This window comes from Pseudomonas sp. ef1 (assembly GCF_007293365.2).
Classification (GTDB): Bacteria; Pseudomonadota; Gammaproteobacteria; order Pseudomonadales; family Pseudomonadaceae; genus Aquipseudomonas; species Aquipseudomonas siliginis.
The window spans coordinates 1,210,150-1,235,740 of record NZ_CM129815.1; the positions used below are offsets into that span (position 1 = coordinate 1,210,150).

Consider the following 25,591-nt stretch of genomic DNA (forward strand, 5'->3'; position numbering starts at 1 on the left):
GGTTCTCCAGATGACTGGTCGTCTCAGATCCAGGAATGGCGAGCCGGCAAAGTGCCGTTCAGGCGATAGGCGCCGACTGCGTGATATTTCCAGCGCACCGGGTCGTGCAGGGTGTGCACGCGGGCGTTGCGCCAGTGGCGGTCGAGATTGAATTCGGCGAGGGTCGCGCGGCTGCCGGCCAGTTCGAAGAGCTTTTCGCTGGCCAGCAGCGAAATCTCGGTGGTCAGCACTTTTGCTTCGGCCACGGCGATCGAAGCGCGTGCGGCGGATTCGGCAGTCAGCGGCGCGGCGTGGACTTCATCGAGCACTTGCCCGGCCTTGCGCAGCAGCGCTTCGGCGGCGTGCAGTTCGATTTTCAGTTTGCCGATATCGGCGATCACGTAGAGGTCATCGCTGGCGCGCTCGACCTTGGCGTCGATCCATGGCCGTGCGCGGGTTTTGACGAAGTCGATGGCGTCGTCGATGGCGCCACGGGCGATGCCGGCGTCGATGGCCGCTTGAATCAGCTGCGACACTGCGCCTTGGGTGTTCGGCTTATCGTTGATCTTCCAGTTGTCGATAACCAGGCTCGACTCGACGCGCACGTTGTTCAGCAGGATCGTGCCGCTGGCGGTGGTACGCTGACCGAAGCCCGACCAGTCATCGACGATGCGCAAACCTGGCGTGCCGCGACGGACGAAGGCCAGCACTTGCTTGCCTTCATCGTTGAGCGCTTTCACCGCGACCCAGTGGGCGAACAGGGCGCCGGTGGAATAGAACTTCTGGCCGTTGATCACGTAGTCGTCGCCATCTGCACTGATTCGCGCCTTCAGTTCCAGGGTGTTTTTCGTGCCGCGTTCCGGGCCGGCATTGCCGATGCGCCAGCCTTCCAGAACACTCTGGAACAGCTGCTTTTTCTGCGCTTGGGTGGCGGTGCCGAGCACCAGATGGATGATGCCGAACTGGTTTTGCGGAATCTGTCCGAGCGCCGGGTCGGCGGCAGAAATGATCGCGAATACTTCGGCCAATGTGACGAAGGAAACCTGCGGGCCACCGTATTCGCGCGGGATGGCAATGCTGCCCAGACCGCTGCGGGTGAACTGTTCGATTTCCGACCACGGCAGCTTGCGCTGACGGTCACGTTTGGCCGCTTGCACACGGGCGGCTTGCGCCAGCTCGTGGGCGGCCTTGATGGCTTGAGCGTCGTTGCGCAGTACTTGCGCGGGCAACAACAGTGGGGCGATGTCCAGATCGGACTGCAGATTCGCATCTGCCAGACTGGACATCAATGCCGCTCCCTGGCTGCACGCAATGCCCTGGCGATCTGCACTGGGGTGATTGTGTTCCGGACCATACCTACCTCACATCTCATGAAAAACGCCGCGAAGTGCGACGATTGAAAGAATGTCCGGTGGTCCGGTTCATATACCCTAAGCGTGTATAAAAATTAAATAAACTAACTTTTAGGAATATGCATAGAAGGGTGGAATGTTCGTGTTGGTTAACGAGGTTCAGGTGAGAGATAACTGACCTCCCACCCCTGAGCAGGTCTCACTTGGTGCGTGATTCAGCGGCCTTGAATTCGGGCTTCAACGGGACTTTCACGTACGGATTCACGCAACCGATTTTCAACGTGCGCGGCGGCGCCCATCGCGAGTTGTTACCGACCCGGTCGAGGATGCAGTACGTCACGTCCAGCCGCAGGTCTTCGCCCGCTTCGACAATGACCGCCGGTGGCACCCAGACCTGAATCGGCAGCCCGACATCGGCCGCAGTGAGCGCCGCCAGATCCATGCGCACATCACCCCAGCGCAATGTGATGGCGTCGTCTTCGGCCATGTTCAGGTACGGCTCGATGGTCAGAGGCACGCCGCGTTTGATCTGGCTGGGGTTCACGCCCTGGCGGCGAATCGCTTCGGGGATGATCACCGGTGCCAGTTGCTGGTTTTCATCTTCGCAGTGCGCAGCGGGCTGGCCACCCGGGCAATCGAGTTTGACCTGTATCCGCGTCGTTGCCGAAAGCGCGGGGCCCTGGCCGACCTGCATCACGCGGTAGTGAATACGCGCGGTGCCATTGGTGATGAAACTCTCCGGCACCCGCAGGCTCACTGACTCGCCCACATCGGCCGCGCTGAGGACTTTTGACGCGACATAGCATTTGTCCCAGAACAGTTCGATCAGATCGCCAACGTCCATGTCGCAGTAGGGCGGCACGTCGATGAGCAGGTGGGCTGCTGTTGCCAGGTTAATGCCGGTTTTTTGTGCGCATGCCAGCGTTGGCGCTGCAAGTTCGGGTGTGTGCGAAGTGCGGGTCATCGGTTTCTCTCCTTGAAGTCTTGCAGCGAAATCCGTTTCTGGAAAACAAAAAAGGCGCGAATCAACTGGCAATAAAAGCGACAAGTATTTGCTCGGTATTAGTGCGGGTTTTTTGAACTAAGGGGCGCCGGTTGCCGACTAGATAAAAGTCTGCGGAGAGGGGTGTCAATAGAGGGGATTAGTTAATGCGTAAATTACAAGTTAATCAGAAAGCTCCTACGTCATCGAGGCACTAAGCCTAGGCGTAAGCGCGAAATCAGCTACAGATAAACAGCGGTTTCGCGGCGTTTTGTGCGGGTTCGTTCACCGGCAAACGTGTGGAAATATGACGAATCGAGGATGTGCGTCATCGTTGCGCAATGTTTATCTGCGCGCACAAGTAATAAATGTTTAGAAGAATGAAATGCCGGGGGAGGGATAACTTCCGTCCGTGGAAGTTGAGGGCTGTGGCAGAGAAAGTTCTCAGGCGTGATTCAGAAACTTGCTGAGAAACTGTTGGGTGCGTTCTTCTTTCGGGTTGGCAAACAGTGCCTTGGCTTCACCTTGTTCAACAATTACGCCCTTGTCGAAAAACACCACGCGATTGGCCACGTCACGGGCAAAACCCATTTCATGGGTGACAATCACCATGGTGCGATTTTCTTCGGCAAGACCGCGAATGGTCGCCAGCACTTCGCCGACCAGTTCCGGGTCGAGGGCGGAGGTCGGTTCGTCGAACAGAATGACTTCCGGCTCCATCGCCAGCGCCCGGGCAATTGCCACGCGCTGTTGCTGGCCACCGGAAAGCCGGCGCGGATACGCGTCCTCCTTGCCGGCAAGCCCCACTTTGGTCAGCAGCTTTTTACCCAGAGCAACTGCCTGGTCGCGCGGCATCTTCTTGACCACGATCGGGCCTTCGATGACGTTTTCCAAAGCGGTGCGATGGGGGAACAGGTTGAAGTTCTGGAACACGAAGCCGACGTGCTGGCGCAGGTTGCGCACCAGGCTTTGCTGCTGGTTCAGCGGGCGGCTGGTATCGATTTCGATATCGCCGACCTTGATCCGGCCGCTGGTGGGTTCTTCGAGGAAATTCAGGCAACGCAGGAACGTCGTTTTCCCCGAACCACTGGGACCGATGATCGCGACGACTTCGCCTTCCTTTACCTCAAGGTCGATGCCGTTGAGCACGACCTGTCCCTTGAATTGCTTGGTCAGTTTTTCCACGACAATCATCGCGTCAGGACTCCTGGTCGTGCCGATTGACCCGCTCTTCCAACTTGTTCTGCAAGTGCGAAAGCACCGTGGCCAGAATCCAGTAGATCAGCGCGGCGGCAAGATACATGGTGAAGACTTCAAAAGTCCGGGCGGTAATCAGCTGCGCCTGACGGAACAGCTCCGGCACCTGAATGGTCGCGGCCAGCGCCGTGTCCTTGACCAGCGAAATGAAGCTGTTGCCCAGCGGCGGCAATGCCGTGCGCATCGCTTGCGGCAGGATGGCCCGGCGCAGGGTCTGCGCGCGGGTCATGCCGATACTCGCAGCGGCTTCCCACTGACCGCGTTCGATCGAACCGATCGCGGCACGCAGGATTTCACAGGCGTAGGCGGCCATGTTCAGCGAGAAACCGATCAGCGCTGCTGGCAGCGGATCAAGCTCCATGCCCAGTTGCGGCAAGCCGTAATAGATCACGAACAGCTGCACCAGCAACGGCGTGCCGCGAAAGAACGACACGTAGATGCGGGCCAGCCAACTGACCGATTTGAAGCGCGACAGGCGCATCAGCGCGAGGCCGAAGCCCAGCAGCAGACCGAAGAACATCCCGCCGAGGCTGAGGACTACCGTGTAGTACGCGCCCTTCAACAGAAAGGGCGCGGAATCCAGCGCGAGTTGGAAAGCCTCTTCCATTATTTAGTGACGTCTGCGTTGAAGTATTTCTTCGACAGTTTCTCAAGAGTGCCGTCAGCACGCAGTTCGTCGAGCGCCTTGTTCACCGCAGCCAGCAGTTCAGGCTCGCCTTTGCGCAGGGCGATACCGGATTCCTGACGCGAGAAGGCCTCGCCGGCAGCCACGGTTTTCGGGGCTTTCTTGGCGTATTCGAGGGCAGCCAGACGGTCGATCAGGATGGCATCGGTACGACCGTTGTTGAGGTCGGCGAACTTGGTCGGATCATCATCGTAGGTGCGCACGTCAGCACCCGGCACGTTGGCGCGAACCCACTGCTCGTAGTTGGTGCCCAGGCCGACACCGACTTTCTTGCCGGACAGGTCAGCGGCAGTCTTGATGTTCAGCGCCGACTCTTTGCTTTTCAGCACGAGGGCCTGGATGCCAGAGACGGTATACGGTTCGGAGAAGTCGTACTTCTTCTTGCGCTCGTCGGAGATGGTCACTTGGTTGACCACCAGATCCAGACGCTTGGATTCCAGTGCGGCGAGGATGCCATCCCATTTGGTCGGCTGGATCTTGGCCTTGACGCCGAGCTTTTGCGCCAGCGCTTCGGACAGCTCGACTTCGAAACCGGACAGCTTGCCGTTCTCGTCGACGTAGCTGAACGGTGGGTAAGTGCCTTCCAGGCCGACGTTGAGCACGCCTTTGTCCTTGATCTGTTGCAACTGCTCACCGGCCACTGCCTGACCGATCAGGCCAGCGCTCAGTGCCAGACCCAGCGAACCGACCAGCAGAGTGCGACGTAGTGCGGAAAAATTCATGACAAGCCCCTGTGTTTTCTTATGGAAGACGCTTAAGGAATGAAGGCAAATTGGTGATTTGAACGACAGCGCTATCCTGCCTTAAAGCAGCTTAAGCGTCTCGCCCGAAATTCGCCTGCGGCGAGACTATAAGATGTCTGTTTTAGACTTGAAAATACTTAATACTAAAATTGTTATTCATTTCAGGAATATGCGTGACTGCTTGAAGATCGCAGCCTTCGGCAGCTGCTGCGGGTGATCTCATGTAGGAGCTGCCGAGGGCTGCAATCTCTTGATCTGCTCTTACAGAAAATCCTTGTAGGCAAACAACGCTGGCGCGCCCCCGGTGTGCAGGAAGATGATCGGGCCGTCATCGAATCGCTGCCGGCCAATCCCGTCTAACAGGCCGGCCATGGCCTTGCCGGTGTACACCGGGTCAAGCAACAGACCTTCCTGAGCCGCCAACAGTTTCACCGCCGCCAAAGTCCCGGCATTCGGTTCGCCATAACGTGGGCCGAAATATTCGTCCCACAGCTCGACCTTGAAGCTGGCCGGCAACTCGACGCCCAGCAGCTCTGCCGTGCGTTCGGCCAACCCCTGCACCTTCGGGCGCTGATCTTCTTCACTGCGCGAAACGGTCACGCCAATCACCGGCAGTTGCGGCAGCGCCTCACTCAGCGCCAGTCCGAGGCCGCTGTGAGTACCGGCGCTGCCCGAAGCCAGCAGCACTGCGGCGAAATCGAGGCCGCTGTCCTTTATCTGCTCAGCCAGTTCCAGCCCGGCGCGCACGTAGCCCAAGGCACCAAGGGCGTTGGAGCCGCCGATCGGCACCAGATACGGCTTCTTGCCGTTGCTGCGCAGGCGCACGGCGAGGGCGGCCAGTTGTTCGTCGGCATTGTCGAGGTTGTCGACCAGCTCGACTTTGGTGTCGAACAGATTCAGCAGCAAGCGGTTGCCGTTGCCGGTGTAATTTCCATCATCAGTGCCCAGCGGATTTTCCAGCAGCGCCACACAACCGAGGCCGAGTTTCGCGGCCAGCGCGGCGGTCTGGCGCACGTGGTTCGATTGCAGCGCACCGGCCGTGATCAGCGTGTCAGCACCTTGCGCGAGCGCGTCGGCGGCCAGGTATTCGAGTTTGCGCAGCTTGTTGCCGCCCATCGCCAGCGGCGTCAGGTCATCGCGCTTGACGTACACCTCGCGACCAAGCCAGGTGGACAGGCGTTCGAGTTTTTCCAGCGGAGTAGGGTGGCTCAGCAGTTCGAGACGGGGGAAGCGTTGCAGCTGTTGTTTGATCATGAGTCCGTACTGGCGCAGAAGAATGAAAGGACTATAGGCACGCGATTTTGCCCGGGCAACCGCCAATCGCTTATAGCCAAATGGACTGAGGCCAGCACTATCGGTTCTTAATTCGTCGGCAAAGGCATGCCGTAAAGTAGGCGCCGATGACGCGGCCAGACAGTCCGGCCGCCCGTGAGGAGTCTTTACCGTGAGCGAGCGTTCCAGCCATTGGCAATTGCAGACCATCGTCAGCCAGCTGCGCAGCGCGCGGGATCAGTGGCGCGCACAGAATGGCCGGGCTTCAGGGGAGCAGGGCGGCCGCGAATTGCCGTCGCGAGCGGCGATGGCGGAAATCCTCGAGGCGCTGTGTGGCGCGCTGTTCCCGATGCGTCTGGGGCCGGTCGATCTGCGTGAAGAAAGTGAAGACTTCTACGTCGGCCACACGCTTGATGTAGCGCTGAATGCCTTGCTGGCGCAGACGCGCCTGGAGCTGCGTTACGTTGCCCGCCACAGCGCGCAGGACGACAGTGAAGTCGAGACCCGCGCCATTCAGATCGTGCAGGATTTCGCCTTGGCCTTGCCGGGCCTGCGCACGCTGCTCGACACCGATGTGCTTGCGGCTTATCACGGCGACCCGGCGGCACGCAGCGTTGATGAAGTGCTGCTGTGCTATCCGGGCATTCTTGCGGTGATTCACCATCGCCTGGCGCACCATTTATACCGTGCCGGACTGCCACTGCTGGCGCGGATCAGCGCGGAAATCGCGCACTCGGCGACGGGCATCGATATCCACCCGGGCGCGCAGATCGGCCGCAGTTTCTTTATCGATCACGGCACAGGCGTAGTGATTGGCGAAACCGCGATCATTGGCGAGCGGGTGCGCATTTATCAGGCGGTGACTTTGGGTGCCAAGCGCTTTCCGGCGGATGAGGACGGCCAGTTGCAGAAGGGCCACCCGCGCCACCCGATCGTTGAGGATGACGTAGTGATTTACGCCGGGGCGACGATTCTCGGACGGATCACCATCGGCAAGGGCTCGACCATTGGCGGCAACGTCTGGCTGACGCGCAGTGTGCCGGCGGGGGCGAATCTGACGCAGGCAAATCTGCAGCATGATGACGGGACGCAAAAGTAGCCTGCAAACATGCGACCTGTAGGAGCTGACGAGTGAAACGAGGCTGCGATCTTTTGATCTTTGCTTTTTAAACATCAAGATCAAAAGATCGTCCGAACGCGGCCCGAGCCTTCGGCAGCTCCAGGTTCGGGCATCAGGCATTTTGCTGTTGAACAAATCCCCTCAGACCCGCGTCATACAGCTCTTCGGGCGCTGTAGGAAACCTACCGCCCAGCCCTGCGATTAGTCCTTACCACCCCATTCATGTTTAACTTGAACGTTCATTCAAGTTAAACCGGTGGTTCGCTGCCCGCTCACAACAGGAGGCTTGCCTTTGCTGAGTCCGATCATTTCAGCCACGTTTCAACCCTTCGAGGTGCACCTTTCATGAGTGCATCGTCTACCCCCTCCAGCGGTCTGGTGCGCATGAATCCGCCGGTGTTCTACTTCGCCGCGACGGTCATTCTGCTGTTTGGTCTTGTCGTCATCGCCATCCCCGAGCAGGCCGGCGCCTGGTTGCTGGAAGCGCAAAACTGGGCGGCCAATACGGTCGGCTGGTACTACATGCTCGCGATGACCCTGTATCTGGTCTTCGTGGTGGTCACCGCCTTATCCGGCTACGGCAAGATAAAACTCGGTGCCGACCACGACGAACCCGAATTCAGTTACCTGTCCTGGGCCGGCATGCTGTTCGCCGCCGGGATCAGCATCACGCTGTTCTTCTTCTGCGTCTCCGAACCGCTGACCCACATGCTCCAGCCGCCGCAAGGCGAGGCCGGCACCGCCGACGCCGCGCGCCAGGCGATGCAGATTCTGTTTCTGCACTGGGGCCTGCATGGCTGGGGCGTGTTTGCCTTCGTCGGCATGGCACTGGCCTATTTCGCCTATCGGCACAACCTGCCGCTGGCCCTGCGTTCGGCGCTGTATCCGCTGATCGGCAAACGCATCAACGGCCCGATCGGCTATGCGGTGGACGGCTTCGGCATCATCGCCACGGTTTTCGGCCTCGGTGCCGACATGGGCTTCGGCGTGTTGCATCTGAATTCCGGTCTGGATTATCTGTTCGGCATCGCCCACACCCAGTGGATTCAGGTCGGCCTGATCACGCTGATGATGGGTGCGGCGATCATTGTGGCCGTCTCCGGCGTCGACAAAGGCGTACGGGTGATGTCGGACATCAACATGCTGCTGGCCTGCGGGCTGCTGCTGTTCGTATTGTTTGCCGGGCCGACTCAGCACCTGCTCAACACGCTGATCCAGAACGTCGGCGACTACCTCGGCGCTTTGCCGATGAAGAGTTTCGACCTCTACGCCTATGACAAACCGAGCGACTGGCTGGGCGGCTGGACCGTGTTCTACTGGGCCTGGTGGATCGCATGGTCGCCGTTCGTGGGCCTGTTCATTGCGCGGATTTCCCGTGGCCGCACCATCCGTGAATTCGTCTTCGGCGTGCTGTTGATTCCGCTCGGTTTCACCTTGGCGTGGATGTCGATCTTCGGTAACAGCGCCTTGGACCAGGTGCTCAACCATGGCATGAGCGCGCTGGGCATGTCGGCCATCGACAATCCGTCGATGAGCATTTATCTGCTGCTGGAAACCTATCCGTGGAGCAAGACTGTCATCGCCGTGACGGTGTTCATCAGCTTCGTGTTCTTCGTGACGTCTGCGGATTCCGGCACCGTGGTGCTCTCCACCCTGTCGGCGAAAGGCGGCAACCCGGATGAAGACGGGCCGAAATGGCTGCGGGTGTTCTGGGGTGCGATGACCGCGCTGATCACCAGCGCACTGCTGTTTTCCGGCAGCATCGATGCGTTGAAGTCGGCGGTGGTGCTGACCTCATTGCCGTTCTCGTTGATTCTGCTGCTGATGATGTGGGGACTGCACAAGGCGTTCTATCTGGAGTCGCAGAAGCAGATCGCGCAGTTGCATTCGTTGGCGCCGGTCTCCGGTTCGCGGCGTGGCACCGGTGGCTGGCGTCAGCGCCTGAGTCAGGCCGTGCACTTCCCGTCCCGCGACGAGGTGTACCGCTTCATGGAAAGCACGGTGCGTCCGGCGATCGAGGAAGTGACCGCCGTGTTCGTCGAAAAAGGCCTGCACGTGGTTACCCAGCCGGATCCGGCGCATGACAACGTCAGCCTGGAAATCGGCCATGGCGAGCAGCATCCGTTCATCTATCAGGTGCAGATGCGCGGCTACTTCACGCCATCGTTCGCGCGCGGCGGCATGGGTTCCAAGCAACTCAACAATCGCCGCTACTACCGCGCCGAAGTGCACTTGAGCGAGGGCAGTCAGGACTACGATCTGGTCGGCTACACCAAAGAGCAGATCATCAACGACATCCTCGACCAGTACGAACGGCACATGCAGTTCCTGCATCTGGTGCGTTGATCCAGCGGCTGAGCGCCGAGTCTGCTCGGGATTCGGCGCTCAGCAGCATGAACAACACCATTGCTGCTGCCGGCATGCCGAATACCGCGCTGCCAAGCGCTATTTCCGTACCCAGCGGCCGCCCGCATGAACTACGCCGACTGCGCCATTGATCAGGGTCATCGCAAGCCATAGCGCTGCGAAGCGGTAGGCCATGGTCTGGCGGCTGAAGCCAATGGGGTCGCCGATGTAAAGCATCAGTGCGAGCAGGACCAGGCCGGAGAAAGTGATGATGGTGATGTGCATGGCAGTTTTGGCCTGGTGAATGGGTGTTGCCTGATCGGCCGCCTTCGCGAGCAGGCTCGCTCCCACAATGGATCTCGGCTGGACATGAATTTCATGTTCACAGGAGAACTCTGTGGGAGCGAGCCTGCTCGCGAAGGGGCCAACTCGGTGTCACTTTGAGCATAGCCAATCCAGCCTCTGCCACATTCATCAGGAGCTTTCGAGTTCGATCACTTGGCATCGCAGCAGGTTCAGCCGCTGCACTTCGTCGCTCGGCAATACCCCAAGGCTTTCCAGCACCCGCGTTGCCGCCAGCACGCCAATCTCCAGCGAGGCTGAAGCGCAGGAAAAAATGTGAAACGTTTCAGCAATTGGTCGAACCGGAGGTCGGCGTCGCGCCGCTTGGGCGTATGCTGGACGGGTTGTTCAGAACTGGATATGAAGACCGGACGCTGCGGCAGAACCTGGGGCTGGTTCGACCTGCAAATCGCTTTGCATGATTGATGGGGCTTTTGTGGCGAGGGGATTCATCCCCGTTCGGCTGCGAAGCAGTCGTAAAACCAGCGCACTCGGTACACCTGATTCGCCGAGGTTTCAGGTTTTGGGGCGGCTTCGCCACCCATCGGGGATAAATCCCCTCGCCACAAAGGTGTCCGGTTTCTGATGACTAAAAGACAGACAAGAGAGGATTCGATGACTTACACCGCTGCCGAAAACCGCTACGACTCCATTCCTTACCGCCGCGTCGGTCGCAGCGGTCTGGTGCTGCCGGCCTTGTCGTTGGGCCTGTGGCACAACTTTGGCGACAGCACGCCGATCGACACCCAGCGCGCCTTGCTGCGCACAGCGTTCGATCTGGGCATCAACCATTTCGATCTGGCCAACAACTACGGCCCGCCATACGGCAGCGCCGAGATCAATTTCGGTCGCCTGCTGCGCGAAGACTTCAAGCAGTATCGCGACGAGCTGATCATCTCCAGCAAGGCCGGTTGGGACATGTGGCCTGGCCCGTATGGTCAGGGCGGTGGTTCGCGCAAATACGTGCTGGCCAGCCTCGACCAGAGCCTGCAACGCCTCGGTCTGGACTATGTGGACATCTTCTATTCCCACCGCTTCGACCCGGACACCCCGCTGGAAGAAACCGCCAGCGCCCTCGCCACCGCCGTGCAGCAGGGCAAGGCTTTGTACATCGGCATCTCGTCCTACTCAGGGGTGAAAACCCGAGAAATGGCCGCGCTGCTGAAAGAATGGAAAGTGCCGCTGCTGATTCATCAGCCGGCGTACAACCTGCTCAATCGCTGGGTGGAAAAGGATCTGCTCGACACCACCGATGAACTCGGCACGGGCGTCATCGCGTTCACGCCGCTGGCGCAGGGCTTGCTCACCGACAAATACCTCAACGGCGTGCCGGCCGATGCGCGAGTCAATCGTCCCGGCGGTGGTTCGTTGCAGGCTTCGCACTTGTCCGAGGCCAACATCGCTCACGTGGGGGCGCTGAACGAGATCGCCCAGCGTCGCGGCCAGAGTCTGGCGCAACTGGCACTGGCGTGGACGCTGCGTGATCCACGAGTGACCTCGGCACTGATCGGCGCGAGCCGGCCGGAGCAGATTGTCGAGAACGTCGGCGCGCTGAAGAATCTGCATTTCAGTGCTGAAGAGCTGGCGGAGATTGACCGGTTTGCCCAAGAGGGCGGGATCAATCTGTGGGAGAAGCCTTCGACAGCCGAATAAGCCGCTGAGAGGATCGTTCCCACGCTCTGCGTGGGAATGCCGCCCGGGACGCTCTGCGTCCCATCTAAAGCCGAACGCGGAGCGTCCGTTGATGCATTCCCACGCAGAGCGAGGGAACGATCATCAGCTATCACTTGAAGAACGGCACATCCCCCAACACCGTCGCCCGCTGCATCACCCGCCGCGCCGGGCGGTAATCATCCACCGCGTAATGCTGCGTCACGCGGTTGTCCCAGAAGGCAATATCGTCTTTCTGCCAGCGCCAGCGAATGGTGAATTCCGGCCGTGTCGCGTGGGCGAACAGATACTTCAGAATCGCATCACTCTCGGTTTCGGACAGCTCGTTGATCTTCGAGGTAAATCCTTCACTGACGAACAGCGAGCGCCGTCCACTGACCGGATGGGTGCGAATCACCGGGTGCGACAGCGGCGGATTCTTGCGCCGCGCTTCTTCCCACTGCGCCAGCGCCTCAGGCGTGTTGCCGTAGCGCTCGAGCGGAAACGAACGAGTGAAATCGTGGGTGGCCGTCAGACCTTCGAGCAGGTTTTTCATCGGCGCCGACAACGCTTCATATGCCGCGATGCCGCTGGCCCACAACGTGTCGCCACCGAACTCCGGCAGCAACTTGGCGCTGAGCACTGCGCCCATTGCCGGCGTCGGCAGGAAGGTTACGTCGGTATGCCAGATCGCGTTATCGCGCACGTCGGTGACGGCGGTGTCAAGGATGAGTACTTCCGGTTGTTCCGGCACGTTCGGGTAGATCGGATGAATGTGCAGGTCGCCGAAATAATGCGCGAAGCGTGCCTGCTGTGCCGGCTCGATCGGCTGGTTGCGGAAGAACAGCACCTGATATTTGAGCAGCGCCTGTTCGATGACGTCGCGGTGTTCCAGGCTCAGCGGCTGGCTGATGTCGACGCCACTGATCTGCGCGCCGAGGGCCGAGCTTAACGGGGTGATGTTGAGGGTGCTCATGGTCTTTCTCTTCAATTCGGTGAAACCACCCTTTGTAGGAGCTGCCGAAGGCTGCGATCTTTTGATCTTGTTTTGGTCAAAATCAAAGTCAAAGATCGCAGCCTTCGGCAGCTCCTACATGTGTGATTCAAAAATGCTTCAGTGCGCCTGGCCGTGCCACGGCACCAGTCTGCGCTGCAATGCGCGCAGGCCCATTTCCATGGCGAAGGCGATCAGGGCGATGACCAGAATTCCCAGCACCACGACATCTGTGACCAGGAATTGCGCGGCCGACTGCACCATGAAACCCAAGCCGCTGGTGGCAGCAATCAGTTCGGCCGCAACCAGCGTCGACCAGCCAACCCCCAGGCCAATGCGCACGCCGGTGAGAATGTCCGGCAGAGCGCTGGGCAAAATCACATGGCGAATCAACTGCGCGCGCGTCGCGCCCAAGGACTGCGCCGCGCGCAGTTTTGCCGGATCAACCGTGCGCACACCCGTCGCGGTGGCAATTGCAATCGGCGCAAAAATCGCCAGATAGATCAGCAGCACTTTCGACAACTCGCCGATGCCGCACCAGATCACGATCAGCGGCAGATACGCCAGCGGCGGGATCGGGCGGTAGAACTCGATCAGCGGATCGAGCACGCCACGGGCGATGCGGTTGGCGCCAATGGCAATGCCCACCGGCACGGCGGTCAGAATGGCAAAAACCAGACCAAGGCCGATGCGGCTCAGGCTCGCGCCCAGGTGCTGCCATAACGTCGAATCCATGTACCCCGAGGTCGCCAGCAACCAGCCCTTTTGCAGGACGGCGGAGGGTGGCGGCAGGAACAGCGGTTCGATCAGGCCGGTCGCGGTCACCGCCCACCAGATCGCCAGCAGGCCGAACAGGGTCAGCAGGCTGATCCAGCGAGTGCTGAGGCTGCGGCGCACTGGGATGCTCACCGAAGGTGTTTTCACCGCCGCAGCGGAAACGTCGTAACTGCTCATGCGCGCTCCTGCCGGGGTACGGCGCTGCGTTGCGAGAAGACTTTGCTCAGCACGTGCTCGCGGGTTTCGATAAAACGCGGATCGGACTTGATCGCGCGGGCCGACTCGCCAGCGGCATAACGCTGACCAAAATCCAATTGCAGGCGCTCGACGATCTGCCCCGGATTCGGTGCCAGCAGAATCAGGTCCGTGGCGAGGAACACCGCTTCTTCAATGTCGTGGGTAATCAGAAAAACCGGCTTGGCGGTGCGCTGCCAGACTTGCAGCAACAGTTCCTGCATCTGTTCGCGAGTGAATGCATCAAGCGCACCGAACGGTTCGTCCATCAGCAACACGCGCGGGTCGGCGGCGAGGGCGCGGGCGAGGCCGACGCGTTGTTTCTGGCCACCGGACAATTGCCAGATGCGCCGGTCTTCGAAGCCGGCGAGATCGACCAGCGCGAGCATTTCACGGGCGATTTTTTCCCGCTTGTCCTTGCCGACACCGGCCAGTTCGAGGCCGAAGGCGACGTTGGCCAGCACGTCCTGCCAGGGCAGTAAAGCGTCGTCCTGAAACACCACGCCCCGTTCGGCGCTCGGGCCTTTGACCGGCACGCCGTCAAGGGTGATGCGCCCGGCACTCGGCTCGACGAAGCCGGCAATCAGGTTCAACAGCGAAGTCTTGCCACTGCCGGACGGGCCGAGGGCGACCAGCAATTGCTGCGGCCCCAGGGTCAGAGAAATATCCGCCAGCACCGGCTCCGGGCTGCCCGGGTACTGTGCGCTGATGCGCTCCAGCTGTAGCAAGGCCATCGCTGTATCTCCCGATCAGTTGGTGATGTATTTGGCGCTGACGTAAGGCGCGTAGTCCGGCAGCACGGCTTCGACTTTGCCTTGCTCCTTGAGGAACGCGGCGGTGTCGGTGATGGCTTTGGTGGTCGGCGCGCCGAGGTCACTGACCTGATCTGCCGCCAGCGGGTAGACGTTGCCCTGCAACAGCAATGGAATGTCGCTGGCCTTGGCGCCGGAGAGTTTGACCAGTTTGTCGACGTTGCTCTGGTTGGCCAGCCAGGCCTGCGGATCCTTGCGGTAAGCGGCGTAGGCGTCGAGGGTGACCTTGGCGAACGCGGTGACGATTTCCGGGTGCTTCTCGGCGAAGTCCTTGCGCACGATCCACGCGTCGAAGGTCGGCGCTCCGAACTTGGCCAGTTCGCCGGAGGTGATCAGCACTTTGCCGTTTTCCTTGGCGACGCCCAGTGCCGGATCCCACACGTAAGTGGCGTCGATGTCGCCGCGTTTCCACGCCGCGATGATGGCTGGCGGCGCGAGGTTGAGCACGGTGACTTTCGACGGATCGATGTTCCAGTGCTTGAGCGCGGCGAGCAGGCTGTAGTGCCCCGTGGACACAAACGGTACGGCGATTTTCTTGCCGATCAGATCCTGCGGAGTCTTGATGCCGGAACCGTCGCGCGCGACCAGTGCTTCAGCGGCGCCGATCTGCGTGGCAATCAGGAAGGTTTCGACCGGCACTTTGCGCGTGATCGCGGCGGTCAACGGGCTCGAACCGAGATAGCCGATCTGCACATCGCCGGACGCGATGGCGGCAATGATGTCGGCACCGTTATCGAATTTGCGCCAACTGATGTCAGCCTTGGTGGCTTTCTCGTAAGCGCCGTCGGCCTGCGCGACTTTGGCCGGGTCGACGGTGGTCTGGTAGGCGACGGTAAGATCGGCCGCCTGGGCCAGGAAGCTTGCAGCGGCCAGCGAGGCGGCGGCGAGCAGGCGAAGCGGGAAATTCAGTTTCAAGGGGGAGCTCCAGATCAGGCGACCGAATGTCGGCATGAGTGGAGACTAAATGATCTAATAATCGCGAAATAAATAACTTTTTAGAATGAGCTTATGAGCGGAAAAATCTAAGACAGGAGAGGATGTGAGCCTTTGACTGATCGTTCCCACGCTCTGCGTGGTAAAGCCTCAAGGGACGCTCTGCGTTCAAAGTGACGCGGAGCGTCACAGGCCGCATTCCCGCGCAGAGCGTGGGAACGATCAAGGCCGGGGCGGCTTTAATTACTGATGGCGAGGATGCTCGCCTGATACGCGCCGACAAACACATCGAAATCGCCGACTTCGTTCTGCTCAAGCTCGGTCTGCTGTGCCAGCGACGCGCGCGCCAGTTCTTCAAACTTCGCTTGCTCATCAGCCGCCAACGGCTCGCTGCGGAAGAACTCGGCATGGGTCTGGCTCTGGCGCAGGGAGAACTGCGCAAAGCTTTCCTTGTGCTCGGCCATGGCCGCCAGCACCTGCGCCGATGGGGTCAGGGACGGGTCGTTGACCTTGGCCAGTTGCGCATCCAGGGCCTTGCTGTGGGCATCGCCGCCGACGCTCTGGTCGAGCATCGCCGCCAGCGGAGCAATCTGTTCCAGCAGTTCGGCCGCCCATTGCTTCATCTCGACCGGTTGACCGTCACGCTGCAATTGCAGGCCCGGACGGCGACCTTCCTTGACCACGCTGAGGAAGTTCGAGGTGGCGTTGCCGCACGAAGTGTTGGTCAGCAGCGGGCTGTCGTTCAGCGCGCAGTACAGCAGGAAGGCGTCGATGAAGCGCGATTCGGTGAGGTCGATGCCCATCGGCAGGAACGGGTTGATGTCCAGGCAGCGCACTTCGACGTACTGGATGCCGCGCGCCATCAGCGCCTGGATCGGCCGCTCGCCGGTGTAGGTCACGCGTTTCGGGCGGATGTTGGAGTAGTACTCGTTTTCGATCTGCAGGATGTTGGTGTTGAGCTGCACCCACTCGCCATCCTTGTGCGTGCCGACTTCCACGTATGGCGCGTAGGGCGTGGCCACGGCTTCGCGCAGGCTGTCGGTGTAGCTCGCCAGGTCGTTGTAGCACGGTGTCAGGCCGGCCTGGGCATTGCTCTGATAACCGAGATCGCTCATGCGCAGGCTGGTGGCGTACGGCAGATACAGCGTGTCCGGATCAAGCTGTTCGAGCTGATGCGAACGCCCACGCAGGAAGCCGGCGTCCAGCGCCGGCGAGGCACCGAACAGGTACATCAGCAGCCAGCTGTAGCGACGGAAGTTGCGAATCAGCGCGATGTAGGACACCGACTGGAAATCGCGATCGGTGCCGACGAAGCCTTCGGCCTCGCGCAGCAATGGCCAGAGCTGTTCCGGCAGGGAAAAGTTGTAGTGAATCCCGGCAATGCATTGCATGGTCTTGCCGTAACGCAGGGCCAGGCCCTTGCGATAAACGTACTTGAGCTGACCGATGTTGGAGGTGCCGTAATAGGCGATCGGAATATCTTCCTCGGCCGGCAACGGGCACGGCATCGATGGACTCCACAGGTACTCGTTGCCGAGTTTGCTGTAGGCAAAGCGATGAATCTTGTCCAGGCTCGCCAGCGTGTCGGCAGGATCCGGCAGGGCAGGCGTAATGAATTCCAGCAGCGACTCGGAGTAGTCGGTGGTGATCTGTTCGTTGGTCAGCGCGGAACCCAGGGCTTCGGGGTGCGGCGTTTGCGCCAGGCGACCTTCACTGGTCACGCGCAGGCATTCACGTTCGATACCGTGCAGGCACTGCTTGAGCAGAGAGAGGTTAGCGCGCTCGCCGAGCAGAGCCAGGCGGCGGTTGAGAAGTTCGCTCAATTTGGATTCCTTCACGCGTCAGTCGCCCCAATATGGGGGTGGGCAAGACGGTCTACAAGGGTGAAGTTGAAACTGGCGTTATCGCCTGGTTTTCTAGCCTGTCAGCCGCACACATGAACCCGTAGAAGCTGCCGAAGGCTGCGATCTTTTGATCTTGCTGTTGAAAAACAAAATCAAAAGATCGCAGCCTTCGGCAGCTCCCACAGGATTCGTTGCGCCGAAATTAACTCAAAATGATGAGCAACATCTACAGGACAGCGAAGGTGCCTTGCGCTTTTGCGACCAGTTTGTCGCCCTGCACCACCTCGGCTTCGACCACCAGCGTGCGCCGGCCCGGGTGGATCACCCGCGCCGTGCACAGCACCTCGCCGTCGGAAACGGCGCGGATGTAGTTGATCTTGCATTCGATGGTCGCACTCTGCTGATCGAAGCCATGGCTGCTGGAACAAGCCAGGCCCATGGCGATGTCGACCAGACTGAACAGCGCGCCGCCGTGCAGTTTGCCGCCGCGGTTGCGCAGTTCGGGCTCAAGCGCCAGGGCGACTTGCGCCACCCCGGTTTCGAGACTGTGCAGGCGACAGCCCAACAGCTTGAAAAACGCGCTCTCGACGAGCCCGGCCGGCATCTCCATCAGCGTTTCTTCAACTGCTTGGCGTTGGCGAACAGCGAGGCCATCGCATTGTTCACCGGCGCGGCTGTGGCGGTTTCCTTGCGCGGCGCGTTGCCCGAAGACTGGCGCGGTGCCGAGCCCGGACGCGAGCCACGGGCGCCATCGATTTTCTCGCCGGGAGTGTCGCTCATGCGCATCGACAGACCGACGCGTTTGCGCGGGATATCGACTTCCATGACCTTCACTTTCACCACGTCACCGGCCTTGACCGCTTCGCGCGGGTCCTTGATGAACTTCTCCGACAGCGCCGAGATGTGCACCAGACCATCCTGATGCACGCCGATGTCGACGAATGCACCAAACGCCGTCACGTTGGTCACCACGCCTTCAAGGATCATCCCCAGTTGCAGATCCTTGAGGTCTTCGACGCCTTCCTGGAACTCGGCAGTCTTGAATTCCGGACGTGGATCGCGACCGGGTTTTTCCAGTTCTTGCAGGATGTCGGTGACGGTCGGCAGACCGAACGTTTCGTCGGTGAATTTCTTCGGGTCCAGACGCTTGAGGAACGCGGCATCGCCGATCAGCGAGCGAATGTCGCGGTCGGTTTCAGCGGCAATGCGCTGCACCAGTGGATAGGCTTCCGGGTGAACCGCCGACGAATCCAGCGGGTTGTCGCCGTTCATCACGCGCAAGAAACCGGCGGCCTGTTCGAAGGTTTTCTCGCCCAGTCGCGCGACTTTCTTCAGCGCTGCACGGGTCTTGAACGCGCCGTGTTCGTCACGGTGAGCAACGATGTTCTGCGCCAGCGTCGCATTGAGGCCGGAAATCCGTGCCAGCAAGGCCACGGAGGCGGTGTTCACATCCACGCCCACGGCGTTCACGCAGTCCTCGACCACGGCGTCCAGACCGCGCGCCAGTTTCAGCTGCGAGACGTCGTGCTGGTACTGGCCGACGCCAATGGATTTCGGATCGATTTTCACCAGCTCGGCCAACGGATCCTGCAGGCGACGGGCGATCGACACGGCGCCACGGATCGACACATCGAGGTCCGGGAATTCCTTGGCCGCCAGTTCCGACGCCGAGTACACCGAGGCGCCGGCTTCGGAAACCATGACCTTGGTCATTTTCATAGCTGGATATTTTTTGATCAGCTCGATCGCCAGCTTGTCGGTCTCGCGGCTGGCAGTGCCGTTGCCGATGGCGATCAGGTCCACCGAATGCTTGGCACACAGGGCGGCCAAGATGGCGATGGTCTGATCCCATTTGTTGTGCGGCACGTGCGGGTAAACCGTGGCGTGGTCGAGCAGCTTGCCGGTCGAATCGACCACGGCCACCTTGCAGCCGGTACGCAGGCCCGGGTCGAGGCCCAGCGTCGCGCGCGGGCCTGCCGGAGCGGCCAACAGCAGGTCGTGCAGGTTGTGCGCGAAAACGTTGATCGCTTCGGTTTCGGCGCCATCGCGCAACTCGCCGAGCAGGTCGGTTTCCAGGTGGGTATAGAGCTTGACCTTCCAGGTCCAGCGCACCACTTCACCGAGCCATTTGTCCGCCGGGCGGTTCTGGTTCTCGATGCCGAACTGCTGAGCGATCATGCCTTCGCACGGGTGCATGGTGCCAGGCAACTCATCGCCGACTTTCAGCGCGGAGCTGAGAATGCCTTCGTTGCGGCCACGGAAAATCGCCAGGGCACGGTGCGATGGCATGCTTTTCAGCGGCTCGTCGTGTTCGAAGTAATCACGGAACTTGGCGCCTTCCTCTTCCTTGCCGGCGATGACGCGGGCACTGAGGATCGCTTCCTGTTTAAGGAAATTACGCAGCTTTTCCAGCAGGCTGGCGTCTTCGGCGAAGCGCTCCATGAGGATGTACTTGGCGCCTTCCAGCGCAGCCTTGACGTCGGTCACACCTTTTTCGGCATCGACGAAGCGTGCGGCTTCGGTTTCCGGCGACAGGTTCGGGTCGTTGAACAAGCCGTCGGCCAGTTCGCCGAGCCCGGCTTCGAGGGCGATCTGGCCCTTGGTGCGGCGCTTCTGCTTGTACGGCAGGTACAAGTCTTCGAGACGGGTTTTGGTGTCGGCGAGCTTGATGTCGCGTTCCAGAGCAGGGGTGAGCTTGCCTTGCTCTTCGATGCTGGCGAGGATGCTGATGCGCCGTTCGTCGAGTTCTCGCAGGTAGCGCAGGCGCTCTTCCAGATGACGCAACTGAGTGTCATCGAGGCTGCCGGTGACTTCTTTCCGGTAACGGGCGATGAAGGGGACGGTAGAACCTTCATCGAGTAGCGCGACGGCCGCTTCGACCTGTTGTGGGCGTACGCCGAGTTCCTCGGCGATGCGGCTGTTGATGCTGTCCATAAAACCACCTGACATAGTATGAAAGCAGGCTCGCAGGCACGCAGATAATGGCCTGGAGGCTGATTGAGCGGCTGGAAAATTGCCGCTGCCTGGATCAAGAAGCTGCCCATTGACCCGTGAAATCGAACAGTTACTGCACAGGGCCGGAAAAAATACCGGCCACTTACGGTAACGATTCAGACGTTGCCTGGCGCAAAACGCCGCGCATTATAACCAGCGTTCTGTCATTCGGGGGCGTTACAGGCTGTAGGCATAAACCCCGGTTTTCTGGCAGTGAAGGAAAAATCTGCTAACAATGCACACGGTGCGTATAACGGCAGCTACGCCATAATGCGCGCCGAGCTAAAAGGAGCATCCAATGAGCAGCACTGCACAAACGGCTGAAGGCGAAAAAATTCTTATCGTTGATGACGATCCGGGGCTGAGCAGCCTGCTGGAGCGTTTCTTCGTCAGCAAGGGCTACCGTGCCCGTACCGTTCCGAACACCGAGCAGATGGATCGTCTGCTGGCGCGTGAAGTGTTCAATCTGGTCGTTCTCGACCTGATGCTGCCGGGCGAAGACGGCCTGACCGCGTGCCGCCGTCTGCGCAGCGCGAATAACCAGATTCCGATCATCATGCTCACCGCCAAGGGCGATGAGCTGAGCCGTATCAAGGGCCTTGAACTGGGCGCCGACGATTACCTGGCCAAGCCGTTCAACCCGGACGAGCTGATGGCTCGGGTCAAAGCGGTATTGCGCCGTCAGGCCGCACCGGTGCCGGGCGCACCGGGCAGTGAAGACGAAAACGTCACCTTCGGTGATTACGTGTTGTCGCTGGCGACCCGCGAGCTCAAGCGTGGCGATGAAGTGCACATGCTCACCACCGGTGAGTTCGCGGTACTCAAGGCGCTGGTGATGAACGCGCGTCAGCCGCTGACCCGCGACAAGCTGATGAACCTCGCCCGTGGCCGTGAATGGGATGCGCTGGAGCGTTCCATCGACGTGCAGATCTCGCGTCTGCGCCGCATGATCGAACCCGATCCGTCGAAACCGCGCTACATCCAGACTGTCTGGGGCGTGGGTTACGTGTTCGTACCGGATGGCACCGCCACCAAGTGATCGGTGATTTGTAGGAGCGGGTCTGCAAGGCTCTGGTCGCACGGCCATTGCCACAGACTCGCAATCCGCAATATGCGAGCATTGCTCGCTCCTGCAAGTGTGTAGCGGTTAAAGATGAAAACCCCCGTCTGGTTCCCCCAAAGTTTTTTCTCCCGCACCCTCTGGCTGGTGCTAATCGTCGTGCTGTTTTCCAAGGCGCTGACCCTGGTTTATCTGTTGATGAACGAGGACGTGCTGGTGGATCGCCAATACAGCCATGGTGTCGCTCTGACGCTACGCGCCTATTGGGCCGCCGACGAAGAGAACCGCGCAAAAATTGCCGATGCCGCGACCCTGATTCGTGTGGTCGGCGCCGGTGTGCCGGAAGGTGAACAGCACTGGCCGTACAGCGAAATCTATCAGCGCCAGATGCAGGCGGAACTGGGTGCCGACACCGAGGTGCGTTTGCGCATGCACTCGCCGCCGGCGTTGTGGGTGAGGGCACCGAGTCTGGGCGATGGCTGGCTGAAAGTACCGCTGTATCCACATCCGCTGCGCGGCCAGAAAATCTGGAACGTGCTCGGCTGGTTCCTCGCCATCGGCCTGCTTTCTACGGCGTCGGCATGGATTTTTGTCAGCCAGCTCAACCAGCCGTTGAAGCGCCTGGTGTATGCCGCGCGGCAACTCGGCCAGGGCCGCAGCGTGCGTTTGCCGATCAGCGACACGCCGAGCGAAATGACCGAGGTTTATCGCGCCTTCAACCAGATGGCCGAGGACGTCGAACAGGCCGGGCGTGAGCGCGAGCTGATGCTGGCCGGGGTTTCCCACGACTTGCGGACACCGCTGACGCGCTTGCGCCTGTCGCTGGAACTGATGGGCGATCACACCGACCTCACCGACGACATGGTCCGCGACATCGAAGACATGGACGCGATTCTCGACCAGTTCCTCGCGTTCATTCGCGACGGTCGTGACGAGTCGGTGGAAGAGGTCGACCTCAGCGATCTGGTGCGCGAAGTCGCCGCGCCATACAACCAGAACGAAGAGAAAGTGCGCCTGCGTCTGGAACCGATCCAGCCGTTTCCGCTGCGTCGTGTGTCGATGAAACGCCTGCTCAACAACCTGATCGGCAATGCCTTGAACCATGCCGGCACGGGTGTTGAGGTCGCGGCGTATGTATCGGGAGATACCAGCGCGCCGTATGTGGTGCTGAGCGTGATGGACCGTGGCGCGGGTATTGACCCGTCCGAGCTTGAGGCGATCTTCAACCCGTTTACCCGAGGTGATCGGGCTCGCGGTGGCAAAGGCACCGGGCTGGGGCTGGCGATCGTGAAAAGGATTGCGGCGATGCATGGCGGCAATGTCGAATTGCGCAACCGGTCCGGGGGTGGACTGGAGGCGCGGGTGAGATTGCCGTTGGGGTTGATGTTGCCGAGAGATGCGGTTTAGAGGCAGCTGCAAGCTACAAGCTACAAGCTACAAGCTACAAGCTACAAGCAAGAGCGATTTCACTTGCCGCTTGAAGCTTGCCGCTAGCAGCTGCTTCTCTAGCCCTTGCCCTTGGTGCGGGTCATATTCGGCCCGCCATTCTTTTCCAGATGCTCGATGATGATCCCGGCGACATTCTTGCCCGTAGTGGTCTCGATGCCTTCCAGTCCCGGCGACGAATTCACTTCCATCACCAGCGGACCGTGATTGGAACGCAGGATATCCACACCCGCCACCGCCAGGCCCATGACCTTGGCAGCGCGTAACGCGGTCATGCGTTCTTCCGGGGTGATCTTGATCAGGCTGGCGCTGCCACCGCGATGCAGGTTGGAACGAAATTCCCCCGGTTTGGCCTGGCGCTTCATTGCGGCGATCACCTTGTCGCCGACCACGAAGCAGCGGATATCCGCGCCGCCGGCTTCCTTGATGTATTCCTGGACCATGATGTTCTGCTTCAGGCCCATGAACGCTTCGATCACCGACTCTGCCGCCGTCGCGGTTTCGCACAGCACCACGCCGATGCCCTGAGTGCCTTCGAGCACCTTGATCACCAACGGTGCGCCGTTGACCATGGCGATCAGGTCGGGAATATCGTCCGGCGAGTGGGCAAAACCGGTGACCGGCAAACCGATGCCGCGCCGCGACAGCAGCTGCAGCGAACGCAATTTGTCCCGCGAGCGGGCAATCGCCACCGACTCGTTGAGCGGGAACACGCCCATCATTTCAAACTGACGCAACACCGCGCAGCCGTAGAACGTCACCGATGCGCCGATCCGCGGGATCACCGCGTCAAAACCTTCCAGCGGTTTGCCGCGGTAATGGATCTGCGGCTTGTGGCTGGCAATGTTCATGTAGGCGCGCAAGGTGTCGATCACTACCATTTCATGCCCGCGCTCGATTCCGGCTTCGACCAGACGGCGGGTGGAATACAGACGCGGATTACGCGACAGCACAGCGATCTTCATGCAACACCTGTGGAGGAGGTAGATACCGGGAACACCGGCTTGTCTTGTACATATTTGATGCCCGGATTGACCACCAACTGGCCATCGATCAGGGCTTTGGAACCGAGCAGCAGGCGATAGCGCATGGACTTGCGGCAGGCCAGAGTGAACTCCACCGGCCAGACCCGATCACCCAGGGCCAGCGTGGTGCTGATCACATAGCGCACCTGCGCATGGCCATTGGAGCTCTTGATGGTTTTGCGCGTGACCAGCGGCGCTTCGCAGCGCCGGTGACGCAACTGCACCACCGTGCCGAGATGCGCAGTGAAGCGCACCCATTTCTCGCCGTCGCGTTCGAAAGGCTCGATGTCGGTGGCGTGCAGGCTGGAGGTGCTGGCGCCGGTGTCGATTTTTGCGCGCAGGCCCGCAACTCCCAAACCCGGGAGCGCCACCCACTCGCGCAGACCGACAACGGTCAAATGATCAAATGTCTTCAAAGAAAAAAACCAAGGGTTAACGCTTCCAGGCCCCGTCCGGCACCTGGGCCAACGCTTTGAATGCAGGTCTGGCGAACCAGTAGCCCTGCATCAGGAAAATTCCACAGTCCGCGAGGAAATCCCGTTCCCCGGCGCTTTCTATGCCTTCGGCAATGACTGTAACGTCCAACTCCGCACACATTGTGACAATCCCCCGAACGATCACCTGACGGACACGATCCTGGTCAACATCGCGGATCAGCGCCATGTCGAGTTTGATCAGATCCGGTTGGAAATCAGCCAGCAGATTGAGCCCCGAATAGCCGGCACCGAAATCGTCGATGGCGGTCTTGAAGCCGAATTCGCGGTATTCACGCAGAATATTGGTCAAATGGCGATAATTATCTACGTGCTCGATTTCCAGGGTTTCGAAAATCAGTCGGTCGATCGGAAAGTTGTGTTTTCGTGCGGCCTCCAGTGTGCTTCGAATGCATAGCTCTGGACGGTAGACGGCGTTGGGCAAAAAGTTGATCGACAAGTGTGTCTGCATATTAAGGCTGGCCGCACCTTCGATGGCGCGGGTCCGGCAGAGCTGGTCGAAACGGTAGCGGTTGTCTTCTGTAACCTGATTTAACACCGACAGTGCACCTTCCCCTGACACGCCTCGGACCAGCGCTTCGTGGGCAAATACCGATTGATCGCTCAGGTCGACAATCGGCTGGTAGGCGAAGGCAAAATCGAAATCCAGCGGTTCGCTCTGCTGGCAGCCCTGGCAACCGCCCCTGGGTGAGGTCAACGAAGTTGGAAATTTAGTCACGCGGTCACTCCAGGCCGGTCGGGCGGCGAAGATCGCAGTCAATCTGGAGGGCCGAGTTCTTGCGCCCGACAGAAACGGTAGTACAGTTCCGACTACTGGCTGAGCGAGGAATTCATATGGGACAGAAGCAGGAGGAGGACGACAAGGTCCGTCTCGATAAGTGGTTATGGGCGGCGCGTTTCTACAAGACGCGTGCTCTGGCCAAAGCAGCAATCGAAAGCGGCAAGGTGCATTGTCGTGGCGAGCGCTGCAAGCCGGGCAAGGAGCCGCGCATTGGTGATGAGTTCGAGATTCGCACCGGCTTCGAAGTGCGCACGGTGAGGGTCGAGGCATTGTCGATCGTGCGTCGTGGCGCACCCGAGGCGCAAACCTTGTACGCGGAGACCGAAGCGAGTGTCGCCAAGCGTGAAGCGGCTGCGGCGATGCGCAAGGCGGGCTCGTTGGGCGTGAGCACCGATGGCAAACCGAGCAAGAAGCAGCGGCGGGATCTGTTCAAGTTTCGCGGTAGCAGCAACGAAGATTGAAACGTTGT

General features: G+C 60.2%; 22 protein-coding genes and 2 pseudogenes. 6 read left to right on the top strand and 18 right to left on the bottom strand.

What is annotated here, in order from left to right:
• Positions 1–23: 23 nt before the first annotated feature.
• From FEE99_RS05625 to FEE99_RS05650, 6 genes are all read right to left on the bottom strand, one after another.
• Positions 24–1,265 carry an SfnB family sulfur acquisition oxidoreductase gene (locus FEE99_RS05625; RefSeq protein ID WP_041477468.1) on the bottom strand — a complete coding sequence of 414 codons (1,242 nt, stop codon included), beginning with the start codon at positions 1,263–1,265 and terminating at the stop codon, positions 24–26.
• 265 nt (positions 1,266–1,530) lie between these two features.
• Complete coding sequence (locus tag FEE99_RS05630) at positions 1,531–2,295, bottom strand: hypothetical protein (RefSeq protein WP_041477469.1); 765 nt, start codon at positions 2,293–2,295, stop codon at positions 1,531–1,533.
• A 462-nt stretch (positions 2,296–2,757) separates the two neighbouring features.
• Positions 2,758–3,507, bottom strand: a complete 750-nt coding sequence (tcyN, locus tag FEE99_RS05635; RefSeq protein ID WP_041477470.1) for an L-cystine ABC transporter ATP-binding protein TcyN — start codon at positions 3,505–3,507, stop codon at positions 2,758–2,760.
• Positions 3,508–3,511: 4 nt separating this feature from the next.
• Positions 3,512–4,177, bottom strand: coding sequence for a cystine ABC transporter permease (gene tcyL / locus FEE99_RS05640; protein WP_016772200.1), 666 nt, complete (start codon positions 4,175–4,177; stop codon positions 3,512–3,514).
• The gene (tcyJ, locus tag FEE99_RS05645) at positions 4,177–4,977 is read right to left on the bottom strand and encodes a cystine ABC transporter substrate-binding protein (RefSeq protein ID WP_016772199.1); all 801 of its coding nucleotides are present in this window, start codon (positions 4,975–4,977) and stop codon (positions 4,177–4,179) included. The genes tcyL and tcyJ overlap by 1 nt, the downstream gene beginning before the upstream one ends.
• Before the next feature lie 282 nt (positions 4,978–5,259).
• A complete protein-coding gene (locus FEE99_RS05650) occupies positions 5,260–6,252 on the bottom strand; it encodes a D-cysteine desulfhydrase (protein WP_041477471.1) in 993 nt (330 codons plus the stop codon).
• A 190-nt stretch (positions 6,253–6,442) separates the two neighbouring features.
• On the opposite strand from FEE99_RS05650, the gene epsC reads away from it, so the two are divergent.
• Both epsC and betT read left to right on the top strand, forming a co-directional pair.
• Positions 6,443–7,369: a serine O-acetyltransferase EpsC gene (epsC, locus tag FEE99_RS05655; protein ID WP_024011175.1), complete on the top strand. Its 927-nt coding sequence runs from the start codon at positions 6,443–6,445 to the stop codon at positions 7,367–7,369.
• Positions 7,370–7,774: 405 nt separating this feature from the next.
• On the top strand, positions 7,775–9,736 hold the full coding sequence (gene betT, locus FEE99_RS05660; protein ID WP_160768576.1) for a choline transporter BetT: 1,962 nt from the start codon (positions 7,775–7,777) through the stop codon (positions 9,734–9,736).
• Positions 9,737–9,764: 28 nt separating this feature from the next.
• Here the strand turns inward: betT and FEE99_RS05665 are convergent.
• A pseudogene (locus FEE99_RS05665) lies at positions 9,765–10,021 on the bottom strand (hypothetical protein); the annotation flags it as partial.
• A 189-nt stretch (positions 10,022–10,210) separates the two neighbouring features.
• Positions 10,211–10,333: pseudogene (locus FEE99_RS05670) on the bottom strand (LacI family transcriptional regulator); the annotation flags it as partial.
• Between the two features lie 360 nt (positions 10,334–10,693).
• Between FEE99_RS05670 and mgrA the strand changes: the two are divergent.
• Complete coding sequence (mgrA, locus tag FEE99_RS05675) at positions 10,694–11,731, top strand: L-glyceraldehyde 3-phosphate reductase (RefSeq protein WP_041477473.1); 1,038 nt, start codon at positions 10,694–10,696, stop codon at positions 11,729–11,731.
• A 130-nt stretch (positions 11,732–11,861) separates the two neighbouring features.
• On the opposite strand, the gene tauD is transcribed toward mgrA, so the two are convergent.
• From tauD to FEE99_RS05710, 7 genes are all read right to left on the bottom strand, one after another.
• Positions 11,862–12,704, bottom strand: a complete 843-nt coding sequence (tauD, locus tag FEE99_RS05680) for a taurine dioxygenase (protein WP_041477474.1) — start codon at positions 12,702–12,704, stop codon at positions 11,862–11,864.
• A gap of 138 nt (positions 12,705–12,842) precedes the next feature.
• The gene (gene tauC / locus FEE99_RS05685; RefSeq protein ID WP_041477475.1) at positions 12,843–13,676 is read right to left on the bottom strand and encodes a taurine ABC transporter permease TauC; all 834 of its coding nucleotides are present in this window, start codon (positions 13,674–13,676) and stop codon (positions 12,843–12,845) included.
• Positions 13,673–14,467 (bottom strand): taurine ABC transporter ATP-binding subunit, encoded by a 795-nt coding sequence (tauB, locus tag FEE99_RS05690; protein WP_041477476.1) that lies wholly within the window; start codon positions 14,465–14,467, stop codon positions 13,673–13,675. The genes tauC and tauB overlap by 4 nt, the downstream gene beginning before the upstream one ends.
• A 15-nt stretch (positions 14,468–14,482) precedes the next feature.
• Positions 14,483–15,460 carry a taurine ABC transporter substrate-binding protein gene (gene tauA, locus FEE99_RS05695; RefSeq protein WP_024011179.1) on the bottom strand — a complete coding sequence of 326 codons (978 nt, stop codon included), beginning with the start codon at positions 15,458–15,460 and terminating at the stop codon, positions 14,483–14,485.
• A 257-nt stretch (positions 15,461–15,717) separates the two neighbouring features.
• Complete coding sequence (gene gshA, locus FEE99_RS05700) at positions 15,718–17,301, bottom strand: glutamate--cysteine ligase (protein ID WP_041477477.1); 1,584 nt, start codon at positions 17,299–17,301, stop codon at positions 15,718–15,720.
• A gap of 247 nt (positions 17,302–17,548) precedes the next feature.
• Positions 17,549–17,932: a PaaI family thioesterase gene (locus FEE99_RS05705; protein WP_052392141.1), complete on the bottom strand. Its 384-nt coding sequence runs from the start codon at positions 17,930–17,932 to the stop codon at positions 17,549–17,551.
• On the bottom strand, positions 17,932–20,256 hold the full coding sequence (locus tag FEE99_RS05710; RefSeq protein WP_041477478.1) for a Tex family protein: 2,325 nt from the start codon (positions 20,254–20,256) through the stop codon (positions 17,932–17,934). The genes FEE99_RS05705 and FEE99_RS05710 overlap by 1 nt, the downstream gene beginning before the upstream one ends.
• A 358-nt stretch (positions 20,257–20,614) precedes the next feature.
• On the opposite strand from FEE99_RS05710, the gene ompR reads away from it, so the two are divergent.
• Both ompR and FEE99_RS05720 read left to right on the top strand, forming a co-directional pair.
• A complete protein-coding gene (ompR, locus tag FEE99_RS05715; RefSeq protein WP_016772186.1) occupies positions 20,615–21,355 on the top strand; it encodes an osmolarity response regulator transcription factor OmpR in 741 nt (246 codons plus the stop codon).
• Positions 21,356–21,469: 114 nt separating this feature from the next.
• Complete coding sequence (locus tag FEE99_RS05720) at positions 21,470–22,783, top strand: ATP-binding protein (RefSeq protein ID WP_016770645.1); 1,314 nt, start codon at positions 21,470–21,472, stop codon at positions 22,781–22,783.
• A gap of 98 nt (positions 22,784–22,881) precedes the next feature.
• On the opposite strand, the gene rimK is transcribed toward FEE99_RS05720, so the two are convergent.
• From rimK to rimA, 3 genes are read right to left on the bottom strand one after another with little or no spacing between them, the layout of a single operon-like run.
• Entirely contained in the window at positions 22,882–23,787 is a 906-nt protein-coding gene (rimK, locus tag FEE99_RS05725; RefSeq protein WP_024011184.1) for a 30S ribosomal protein S6--L-glutamate ligase, read from the bottom strand.
• Complete coding sequence (rimB, locus tag FEE99_RS05730; RefSeq protein ID WP_016772184.1) at positions 23,784–24,263, bottom strand: retropepsin-like aspartic endopeptidase RimB; 480 nt, start codon at positions 24,261–24,263, stop codon at positions 23,784–23,786. The genes rimK and rimB overlap by 4 nt, the downstream gene beginning before the upstream one ends.
• Before the next feature lie 16 nt (positions 24,264–24,279).
• Positions 24,280–25,059 (bottom strand): S6 modification regulatory phosphodiesterase RimA, encoded by a 780-nt coding sequence (rimA, locus tag FEE99_RS05735; RefSeq protein ID WP_041477479.1) that lies wholly within the window; start codon positions 25,057–25,059, stop codon positions 24,280–24,282.
• A 116-nt stretch (positions 25,060–25,175) separates the two neighbouring features.
• Here rimA and FEE99_RS05740 point away from each other — a divergent pair, with 116 nt between their 5' ends.
• Positions 25,176–25,583, top strand: coding sequence for an RNA-binding S4 domain-containing protein (locus tag FEE99_RS05740; RefSeq protein WP_016772182.1), 408 nt, complete (start codon positions 25,176–25,178; stop codon positions 25,581–25,583).
• The last annotated feature ends 8 nt before the right edge of the window (positions 25,584–25,591 follow it).